The organism is Microcoleus sp. PH2017_35_SFW_U_B (genome assembly GCF_020737865.1).
Lineage (GTDB): Bacteria > Cyanobacteriota > Cyanobacteriia > Cyanobacteriales > Microcoleaceae > Microcoleus.
This window is the reverse complement of the sequence record NZ_JAEQDE010000174.1, coordinates 1-10,076: the sequence shown is the minus strand read 5'-3', so window position 1 is coordinate 10,076 and position 10,076 is coordinate 1. Positions and strand designations below refer to the sequence as shown.

The window sequence follows — 10,076 nt, the reverse complement described above, 5'->3', positions numbered from 1 at the left end:
CCGAAAGCCTGCGTGTTTTGCCATCAAGGTTGCTTCAGTATTATTTAATTTGAGCGCTCGCTTGACGGCAAACATGGAACTGACTCTCAGCAATCAACTTTAGATAAGTTTAGCAAACTATTTGCCACTTAACTCTTGCTCCTAGGAAGAGGATTTAATGGCGTGAACCAGTAACTTGGCAATTTCCGAGAGTTGCTTTTTGTTGAAGGTTTTGAGCAAAAGCTTGACTACCGCCTTAGGTTCAGCGGGAAGAGCTACTTGCTTCGACGCTGCTGCTGGGGCTGCTGGGGCGCTTACCTCTGCTGGTTTTGGGGCTGCTACCAAAAGTAGCAAATTTTTACTCGGAGCGATCGTCTTAACTTTCCCCGTTTGCACCAAATCTCCCGCATCCTTGAGCTCTTTGATAATCAGCGGAGCTAAGACTTTATAAGAGTTTTTGGGATTAACGATCGCCCCTCTAGCAGTTTTAACTAAATTTTGCCAAGGCTCAAATTTAGCTCCCAACTTATAGAGTCGAGCGCACGCAGTCGCCAATTCCTGACGGCTAGCAGCAGATTCTTTCTGCTTGAACACCTGCAACATCTCTTTCAGTAAAACCATCACTTGAACAGCAAAATTCCCCGGCGCGGCGCCCGCTGTTGGAGCCGCGACAGGTGCACGAGTTCCAGCAGTAGCAACCGCCACAACTTTGCCCGCCGCCAAGTTGTTGAGATGAGTTTCCAGTTGAGCAAAAACTGGCATCACCTGCTGGACGAGTTTTTCTCCCTCTTCATTCCTCAAGCCAAAAGGCCCTTCCAGTCGCGCCAGCAAGTCTTTAAGCGTATCAACTCCCTTTAAAAATAGAGATTCTGCCGTTTGGTCAACTTGCTTGACGGGCCCATCCTTGAGTACCTTAAAACAATCTTCCAAGCGGTGAGCGGTTGTTTTAATACTATCCAAGCTGAGCATAGCCGCCCCTCCTTTCACAGAGTGGGCGGCTCGAAACATCTCTTGGACCATTTCGGGGTCTTTCATCGTGGACTTCAAATCCACCAAACCATTTTCTAGAGTATCGAGGTGCTCCTTAGCCTCCTCTATAAACAAACGCATTATTCGATCTTGCTGATCTGACACGACAGTCCTCCTAACAATCTCAGCATCCTCCAGAAAGAACCATCTTCGTGGGAGGAAACACGACTCCTGCCAAAAGTCAGAAGCTCCCATGCAAAATATTCTAGCCTGCCTCTTGTGAAAGACTGACAATACTCGTGTCTGGGCGGTTTTAGCTCTCTTTCCTGGTGTGCTGGAGATCGATTTTAGAGTTCTGAGGGAGTATCTGGAGCAATTTCGATGCCCATTCCTTGTTTGATCATCTGCTGATCCGTAATCAAGTCGTTCAATTCCTTGACTTCGACGCCGATTTTTTGGCAAGCTTCTTTGAGTTCCCGCTCAAAAGTGTTGAGGTCGCTTCCGTAGCCGCAAAGCTCGGCGGCTGTGGTGATTCCTTGTTGGGCATTGGCTTTGGCGCAGTCGATCAATTCAAGACCTTTGAGGGGTTGGGATGATGCCATAATATCAAACCACAATTTATCTTTTGTCCCACTGTACCTAGAACGTTGAGGTCGATCGATCTATCGAAAGGCATGAAAAATCCTAGCGGTGCTGCGTGTTACCAATAAATTATTTTTGGGGACTTCCTGTCAAAATAGCAGTAGTTAGGATTTTCTAACCGCTCGTAAAAACATGGACAAAGCTACCCAAAAGTAGTCAATGTTAGACATCTACGTTGGTAATTTTAGTCCACAGTCCTAAAACTCAGCATTGATTGTTTTGCCAGTTGAGGCTCTATATAAACCACGCTGAACGCGTTTACCGCTAAAAACAGGCTTGACCTCTGTCTTTTTGTTATACCTCAAACACTACAGCAAACGGTCGATCGCACGCCCCCGTTCTCCCAAGCTCAAAATTTCCCGACATTTCTCTTGCCAAGTCGAAGTCATTACGAGTATGATTTAACAAGAAGCAAAAAAGAGAGCCGCCATGAGGATCGAAGAAATTCCTCTCAACCAGATTCGCCGCCCCCTGCCGCGAGTCAACGACCAAACTAAAGTAGCCGCCCTCATGGAATCCATCCGGGAGGTAGGTTTAAACGAGCCCATCGACGTGCTAGAAGTAGATGGCCAGTATTACGGATTTTCCGGCTGCCACCGGTACGAAGCTTGCCAGCGCCTCGGTTTAGAAACTATCCCGTGCAAAATCCGCCGAGCTCCCCGTGCTGTGTTGCAGATGCACCTAGCCTGAGCAATTCACGACAGGCAAATATTCGATCGCCCAAAACAGCCAAAACAGCCAAAACTAACTGTCCAAACAGTCTCAGATATTCGATCGACAATCACCACTAACAACCTAAAAACCTATGACTACCAACAACCACAAACAACACCTTTACCCGACGCGCATCGATATGTCAGCCGCCACCCGCTCTCAAATAGTCGGGCTGCTCAACGCCACGCTAGCAACCACTCTGGACTTAAAAACTCAAGTCAAGCAAGCTCACTGGAACGTCAAAGGCATGGACTTCTATCAGTTGCATTTGCTGTTTGACGAAATGGCCGGGGAACTCGAAGAATACGTCGATACGGTTGCTGAACGAGTCACTGCTTTGGGCGGTTTGGCTGTCGGAACAGCCCGCACAGCCGCCGCAGATTCGATTTTGCCAGAATTTCCTTTCGACATTCTAGATGGCAAGGAATACGTCACTGCTTTAGCCGATCGCTATGCACCCTACGCCCAACATCTACGAGTTGCGATCGACAAAGCATCAGAACTTGGCGACGCCGATACAGCCGACTTGTACACCGAAATTTCGCGGGCTATTGACAAACGTTTGTGGTTCCTAGAAGCGCATTTGCAAGCTTCTGCGACAACTGCAACAGCCGTCGCTGAGAAAGTTGCCGTCAAATAGCTACAACTTTTAGAGCCCGCCACAGGCTTTCTGGCCTGTGCCACAACTTTTGTGGGGTGGGCCGGAGAGCCCGCCACAGGCTTTCTGGCCTGTGCCACAACTTTTGTGGGCCGTTGCTCCTAGCCCGCCCCAAAGATGTATTTCCGATCGGCTCCCGACAGTTTACGATCGAGAATATGTCCATTTATTAATTTGGATGAAATTTTCGTGGCAGCTAATATTCCAGATTATGCTCCTCAACTGCAACGGCTGATGCAACAGGCCGGGATTTCGAGCGATCGAGAACTCAGCCAAAAAGCAGGAGTTCCCGAAATTCAGGTCATCCGCCTGCGTCGCGGCTTAGCTTTGAAAACCCGAGCCGACATCCTGCTCAAAATCAGTCAAGCTTTGCAAATTTCCTTAACCGAACTGCTCGCAACCTTGGCGCCAGACTTTGTAGAGTTAGAAAAGGCACCACCCACAGCCTTAGAACAAGAATATCAGCGCCTCCAAGCTGCGATCGCACAGCAGCGATCGTCTTTGATGGAGGAATTCCAGCTTGCTAGCGTACAAATTTTAGAATCTTGGATGTTGCAGTGGCCGACTGCTGCCAGCAAAGCTCAGGAAAATCACCACTTGCGGGCCCAGAAACTGCTGCCGTTGCTACGCCCCGTCGAGCAGTTATTGCAGCATTGGGGCATAGAGTCGATCGCCCCAGTCGGAGCAGAGATTCCCTACAACCCGCAACAGCACCAGCTCATCGAAGGAACAGCCCAGGCCGGAGAACCCGTCAAAGTCCGCTATACAGGCTACACACAAGGCGATAAACTCCTCTACCGCGCCAAAGTTAGCTTAGTTTGATGCCATTCTGTATTCAGCAGAACAAAAATTGTCCCCCTCTCACAATTCACTCGCGGTGGCGAAGCGCTGCGAGTCCGATCGGCGTTCCCATCCGCAAAGAGCGCCATCTCTTGCACTCAACAATATTCTCCCGTTCTCGGATTTTCCGTTTCTCTTATTTGGATCGGAGTCCATCTCGCAGCTATACTTAGCCTAGTCTGGCTAGAAATTCTGACATTCCCATCGCAAAATATGAGTCCTGTAGTTAAAATTATTCAGCCCTCTGGCATTTTAGACGGCACCAAGGCAAGTCAATTCCGCCAAGAGATTAGCGACCTAGTGGAAGCGGGAGCCGATGTGGTATTGATAGACTTCACTGATGTGACTTTTATGGATAGTTCTGGTTTGGGCGCTTTAGTATTAGCGCTCAAAACAGTCCGGGCCGCTGGGAGTCAATTAGTCGTCTGTTCTATCAACGAGCAAATCCGCATTTTATTTGAACTCACCAGCATGGATCGAGTTTTCGAGATCTTTCCGACCCGGGATGCTTTTAATCGCAAAATTGTCTCCACTAACTAACTCTTTTGGCTGCTGTCTTCTTGCCATTTGGTTGCAAATGTGATGCAAGAGGTCAGCTAGCCAAAGTTGATCTTGAGTAAAGACCAATCATCATCAAAAACTGCTTTAGCGTTCAACTTTTGAATGTAGTTCAGAACCAGTTCTAACTGATCGGCAGTTGCACCGTTGTAAGATGCTAGCAGGTCGATGAAAGGGTCTAGCCCCCAGATATTGCCGTCAGGTTGGTGAATCTCGTATACCCCGTCGCTAAAGATGTAGAGAGTGCTTAAATCCTCGACATCGCAGCAATTATCGACATAGCGGGCGTCGGGGAACATCCCAACTGGCATTCCGGGGGTTTTTAATTGCTTGATTTTAGCCGTGCTCGCAGGGGACTGGGAAATTAACACGGCCGGGGGATGGCCGGCGCTGGCGTAAGTTAGCTGCCGAGTAATGCGGTTGTAAACGCCATACCAGATGGTGAAATATTTGTCATTTTGGTAGCTCATCTGGAAGGTGGTATTGAGGGCCCGCAAAACATCGCTCGGTTTGTAGTAGTCAATGTTGGGCAGTGCGCGCGATCGCAGCAAATTCAGCACCGCCACAGAAGGCAGCGCCGCCCGCAACCCGTGACCGGCTACGTCAAGCAAGTAAATCGCCAAATAATCGGCATCCAGCCAGTTGTAGTCGAAGCAATCTCCGCCTAACTGCCGGGAGGGAATGAATTTTGCCTCGATGCTGACAGGTTCCGTCATCGGATCGGGCAGCAGCGATTGCACGTACTCCGCTGCTTCGGCTAACTCTGCTTCCAGGCTTTGCTTGGCAATTTTCAAATCTCGGCTGAGTTGGTGCAGCCGCAATCCTGCGCGTACTCTCGCCTGCAATTCGTTGAGTTCGATCGGCTTGGAGATAAAATCGTCGGCACCGGCGTCAAGCCCTTTGACTCGATCGGCGATCGATCCCAAAGAAGTCAACAAAAAGAATTGTGTAGTTGACAGTTCCGGATCAGCCTTAACTCGACGGCAAACATCAATGCCGGTCAAACGCGGCATGATCCAATCGCAAATTATCAGCGCCGGACGCAATTTTTGCGCCTGGGCCACGCCGTCTTCGCCATTGCTTGCTACTGTCACTTCGTAACCCTGTTTTTTCAGGGTTCTTCTCAGCAGCTCTTGAACAGCCGTATCATCGTCAATAACCAGAATTTGAAACATGGCACTCGGGTACTACAAGTCTTTCAAAGGTCTGGGGGTCATTTAAAATATATCCTGTGAGGGCGATTGTCTGAGATTGAGTATAGTCTAATAACATCGCTTTTCAGGTAAATGCTTTTGCCGGCCAGCCATCGAGTTCAATTTACCTTTAAATTTGATGCAAATTTTGGTTGGGTCGAACTTCACCCAGTTTATCCTCAGAACATAAACTTTGATAGATTTTTTTTGGGCAGCAGGGGCGAATTGACATCGGGGCGCGACTTCTGGTATCGTAAACAGCTAATTACTCGATTTGACATTTATTTTTTTAGCAGTACAAGCCAGTACAGTCGAACTCCCATTCAATTTTGCTTGGTTTTACACGGTCAGCCGCCGCAGCAGCAACTGGAAAATGACGCTGCCATTGAAGAACTGCGATGGGTGATGTTGGCGCTAGCAGTTGCCCGCATTTTGGCAAAAAAGTTAACAACGTAAAGTACAGGCAGTATAATATTTGCCTCTATTTTAGCTAATAAAACAGCAAGAAGCCTTTCACCTGCCCGATAGGGAGGTGATGAGATGAATTGCGAGCGAGTTGACGACAATCCTCTGACCAATGCCGGAGGCGAGGGAAGAGGGTAGGTCGGAAATGAGCTGTCATATTTTGTTTGTACCCATAAATTTGATAGAATAAATTTGGTTAACTTCACCCCTATCGGTGTCTGATCAGCCTCTGTCCAGTAGCATTGCGATTATTGGTAAGCGACTCCGTTGCACAGCATAGAAGCAAGTAGGCACATCTTGATTAATGCAAATTACCTCCGGGTTTGTCCGATAGTGCGAATCAGCCAGCATCTCATCCAGGGCAGTAAAATTTGTAGGGTACAAGGTAAGAAATTTACAGTCTGCGGTAGGGCATTCCGTGGACTTAAAACAAAGCTCATCGCCTCCGAAGCAATAGCTGGATTGGATGAGAAGCCTACACTGTATTGCTTGCAATCAGTGTAGGAGTATGTCACGGAACTATAATTTTAGTGGCTGAGCGTGATTGAATTAAAAGGTTCCGAAAAGTTGCAAGTCCTAAAGAAAGCGGCTCTTCAAGTCAATACTGGCCAGAGTGCTTTAGAGCCAGTTTTGTCCTGGTTTGCAAAATTGTACGAGCAGCGAATTCCTACAAGTGTGTGGATACGCTGTCAGTTGGCTTTGGCTGAGGGCTTTACAAATGCGGTGCGTCACGCCCACGAGGGCAAACGGCCGGATTTGCCGGTGGAGATTAACGTGGTGGTGTCTGCTGAATCTGTAGAGATTCAAATTTGGGATTCGGGCTCTCCCTTTGATTTAGAGCAAAAAATTCAAGATATGTCGAAAACGATCGATCCTGAAGCTTCGGGCGGGCGGGGCCTCAAGTTGATGAAAGACATCGCAGACAGTCTCAGTTATACGAGAACGGCTGATGGTCGTAACTGTCTGTCGATCGTCAAAAACTATACTCCTATCCCCGAGACGGACGACGAAGATGATATTTTGCAGTTGCCGGACGAACTTTTGGGTTGATCGGCTCATCGGCTGTTAAACGCGCGACAGAGGGTTTAGCCACAGCAGAATTGTCCGTTTTAATTGATTTAATTCTCGATACACTTCTTGTTTTACCCATTGGCCGATCGCGTCGAAGGGTGTAAAAATTTGACCGACAGGCCAGCTAACATCTTGACCTAATGGCGTTTGATGGTTGCCGGCCAGTGTCTGAACTGTAATCATGTCGGAAAATCTTTGTTTTAGCAGACCATTTAACAGCAGGGTTTGGTCGATGTTGTCGCTGTTAAATTTGACTAAAAGATTGCGCCGGATTTGATAGCTATCTTGCACGAGGCGGTTGGTGTCTTGGGGGGAAGGGGTAAACTCTACGTTAAAGACGGGGGAAATTTGCTCGACGATCGGGATTGCTTCGGATGCTGCATAATTGTTGAAAGAGATCAGAATATTGCCGGCTCTTTCTATGTCAAACACCGAGCCGATCAGCAAGTGCAGTTTGCATCCCATGCTGTGCCCCATGCCGTAGACAGGCAGATAGGAAGATTTGAGCAATTTCTTGGCGCGCAACCTATCGAGGGCATTTTCAAACTTGTTGAGGACATCGCGGGCGATCGCAATATGATCCAAAGTATTGACAAACGGGGTTGCTACTACCACATATCCTTGATTCCCCAAGGCCTCTAACAGCCACCGATAGGTCAGTTGCGGTGCAGCAGCTACAAATGCGCCGCCGAGAAAATGTACGATCGCGATCGGTTTCGAGTTTGAGGGAATTAATACCCAGTTGCCAGAAATTTCTTGCCAGTCCATAAATTTAGTCTAGTTCAAAGTAAAAAGGCGATCGTTCTCTGAAGGTATCAGGTAAAAAGGTAGAAAGCATAATTTTTGTTACTTTTTTGCTTTTACTTTCTGCCTAACAAATAGGTTTCCTACCCATTTTTATTCACAAAACTTGGCTTTTTACTTACCATAAATAATTGGTTTAAAGCCGGAACCCCGATCGGGAGGAATTTAAAAAAGACGATTGATTGCTCCAATCCTCTTCCTTCTTTGTCAACTGCTGTCAACTGTCAACTGCTGTCAACTGTCAACTGTCAATTGTCAACTGTCAACTGAATGAAACCTTATCTATTTTAATTGTTTTGGCAGCAAATAGCACGGCGGGCACAGGCTGCTATTTCCGGCTCGCTCGGGTTGAGGCTGGCGGCTGAATATAACACTATACGCGATGGTTAACGCTTTGTTGCGATCGCGCGACGCCAGAGCGATCGAGCGTATCTATTTTTCAGAGGCTTTTATCTCCAAGACGGTTCAGATCGAACCGTCTTAGATTAAAACCTGCATACAAATACAAGAGCCTTTAGGAAAAACCGCTGACTTCCGACGATCGCTGGGGATTAAATTCTGCTGCATGACGGGTGCTTTCTGTCGTTTGACGGCTCAACTTCTCGTGAGATTTCATCCATTTCCACTTGTTCAGAGTAGCTTGAGGATTGAGGGCTGTCGTAGCGATGCCATAAATCAGAGTCAGTACAATCTCCCGATTCAACCAACTTTGTCCCACCTTTCTCATGTAGTGCAGTGCCAAAACTTCTCGGAATTTGTTGAGCCTTGGCAAAAGGGGCAAATTGTTAAAGCACAACTGTTCGTACTCGTTGAGCGATAACTCTTTTTCTCCCCGCAAGCGCCGCAGTTGGTTTTCCTTGACACATTCAGAAGCTATGCGCTTTTTCAGCCAGTGCTTGTCTGTGAGAGAGTTTCCTCTAATTCGATAATTTCCCAAAGGTGCTGTCGCGGCTAGCAAGCCGTGCTTTTGAGCAATTTTGGTAAATAACTCTGTATCTTCTCCTACCTCCCAATCTTCTGCAAAGCCACCTTCTTTGAGCAAAATGAAGCGATCGACTACCACAGAAGACGGGAAAACCCAAGGACTTTCGCCTGTCTCCTTAATCGCCTGCATTTCGGCTTTAGTTGTAGGATAGGTAGGAACGTAACTCAACTTGTTGCCATGCTTGTCTAAATACCGCAAAGCGTGAGCAACTGCTTTGACTTCGGGATTGTCTGCGAGCATCTTCAAACAAACTTCTAGCTTGTTGGGTTCCCAGGTATCGTCACTGTCTAGAAACGCTACATACTTGCCGGTTGCCCGCTTGATCATTAAATTTCTTGACTTGGAAACCCCATAATTGTGGGGATTTCTATAGAACTTAATTCTCGAATCTTGCTTGGCCAGCCTAGCACCAATTTTTCTAGTATCGTCTGTCGAGCAGTCATCAACAATTAAAATTTCTAGATGCTTGTGGCTGCCATTAACTACGGAGGCAACGGCCTCGGCCAGGGTTTCGGCTGCATTGAATGCAGGAATTATTACACTGACTTTTGGGCTGTTCATAACTTGAATTAGTTGTGTTTTGGTAGTTGTTCGCCGAAGTATAGTCTTCGCCACATATGACCCCTGAAATTAGAATACGAAGAAAGTAAGGATTTTCCGCTGAAACTGAAAATTGCTGGCTGTGAAACGCACTGACTGGGATCTAGTGCGATGAAAGCTCGCGTTTGAGCAGTTAAGTTGCAAAGCATAATGTCCGGCGCTAGATGATTCGAGCTTCCACCCCCTGGCGTGTATGCCAGCAAGGGCAAAAATAGGATGCTGTTTCTGAGCGTTCGTATATCTACATAGAATCAACAGTGCTTTCCGCAAAGGATTATACAGCTTTATTAAGTTTTATGACAGGAAATTAAGAAAATTAACTTCCTATATCAAACTTCCTGCCTTGGGGGAAAGAAGAGGTTAACTTACAGGGCGAAATAGTTATCTAAACTTAATCAAAGCTTGCTGGACAAGATAAGTCTAGAATTGAGATAATATCTGGAATGCCGAAAACCAAGGCTCAATTATCCGGTTTGTAAACCGCAGTTCTGTCAGTACCAGCCAGCCTGTTAAGGTCGAGAAGGAAGTCCACAACTCGTTAAATTGGCTGAAAATAGTGGGTGACTCATGGCTAATAGCGACCGCTAGAATTGTTTTT

The 10,076-nt window shown here is 47.2% G+C and carries 11 protein-coding genes; 6 read left to right on the top strand and 5 right to left on the bottom strand.

What is annotated here, in order from left to right; all coding sequences use genetic code 11:
- Positions 1-141 precede the first annotated feature (141 nt).
- Both JGK36_RS32910 and JGK36_RS32905 read right to left on the bottom strand, forming a co-directional pair.
- Positions 142-1,212, bottom strand: coding sequence for an Hpt domain-containing protein (locus tag JGK36_RS32910; protein ID WP_293193838.1), 1,071 nt, complete (start codon positions 1,210-1,212; stop codon positions 142-144).
- An 83-nt stretch (positions 1,213-1,295) separates the two neighbouring features.
- Positions 1,296-1,550 (bottom strand): hypothetical protein, encoded by a 255-nt coding sequence (locus tag JGK36_RS32905; RefSeq protein WP_293187043.1) that lies wholly within the window; start codon positions 1,548-1,550, stop codon positions 1,296-1,298.
- Positions 1,551-2,019: 469 nt separating this feature from the next.
- On the opposite strand from JGK36_RS32905, the gene JGK36_RS32900 reads away from it, so the two are divergent.
- The 4 genes from JGK36_RS32900 to JGK36_RS32885 all read left to right on the top strand — a co-directional run bounded on the left by JGK36_RS32900 (position 2,020) and on the right by JGK36_RS32885 (position 4,342).
- Complete coding sequence (locus tag JGK36_RS32900; protein ID WP_293187042.1) at positions 2,020-2,280, top strand: sulfiredoxin; 261 nt, start codon at positions 2,020-2,022, stop codon at positions 2,278-2,280.
- A gap of 115 nt (positions 2,281-2,395) precedes the next feature.
- On the top strand, positions 2,396-2,944 hold the full coding sequence (gene dps / locus JGK36_RS32895) for a DNA starvation/stationary phase protection protein Dps (RefSeq protein WP_293187041.1): 549 nt from the start codon (positions 2,396-2,398) through the stop codon (positions 2,942-2,944).
- Between the two features lie 135 nt (positions 2,945-3,079).
- Complete coding sequence (locus tag JGK36_RS32890) at positions 3,080-3,784, top strand: helix-turn-helix domain-containing protein (protein WP_293193837.1); 705 nt, start codon at positions 3,080-3,082, stop codon at positions 3,782-3,784.
- 231 nt (positions 3,785-4,015) lie between these two features.
- The gene (locus JGK36_RS32885; protein WP_293187039.1) at positions 4,016-4,342 is read left to right on the top strand and encodes an STAS domain-containing protein; all 327 of its coding nucleotides are present in this window, start codon (positions 4,016-4,018) and stop codon (positions 4,340-4,342) included.
- A 56-nt stretch (positions 4,343-4,398) separates the two neighbouring features.
- Here the strand turns inward: JGK36_RS32885 and JGK36_RS32880 are convergent, their stop codons facing one another.
- Complete coding sequence (locus tag JGK36_RS32880; RefSeq protein WP_293187038.1) at positions 4,399-5,535, bottom strand: SpoIIE family protein phosphatase; 1,137 nt, start codon at positions 5,533-5,535, stop codon at positions 4,399-4,401.
- A 243-nt stretch (positions 5,536-5,778) separates the two neighbouring features.
- Here JGK36_RS32880 and JGK36_RS32875 point away from each other — a divergent pair, with 243 nt between their 5' ends.
- Entirely contained in the window at positions 5,779-6,009 is a 231-nt protein-coding gene (locus JGK36_RS32875) for a hypothetical protein (protein ID WP_293187037.1), read from the top strand.
- A 549-nt stretch (positions 6,010-6,558) separates the two neighbouring features.
- The gene (locus tag JGK36_RS32870) at positions 6,559-7,068 is read left to right on the top strand and encodes an anti-sigma regulatory factor (RefSeq protein ID WP_293187036.1); all 510 of its coding nucleotides are present in this window, start codon (positions 6,559-6,561) and stop codon (positions 7,066-7,068) included.
- A gap of 15 nt (positions 7,069-7,083) precedes the next feature.
- On the opposite strand, the gene JGK36_RS32865 is transcribed toward JGK36_RS32870, so the two are convergent.
- Together JGK36_RS32865 and JGK36_RS32860 are read right to left on the bottom strand one after the other, a co-directional pair.
- Positions 7,084-7,857 (bottom strand): DUF1350 family protein, encoded by a 774-nt coding sequence (locus JGK36_RS32865; protein WP_293187035.1) that lies wholly within the window; start codon positions 7,855-7,857, stop codon positions 7,084-7,086.
- Between the two features lie 550 nt (positions 7,858-8,407).
- Positions 8,408-9,439: a glycosyltransferase gene (locus JGK36_RS32860; RefSeq protein ID WP_293187033.1), complete on the bottom strand. Its 1,032-nt coding sequence runs from the start codon at positions 9,437-9,439 to the stop codon at positions 8,408-8,410.
- Positions 9,440-10,076: the final 637 nt, after the last annotated feature.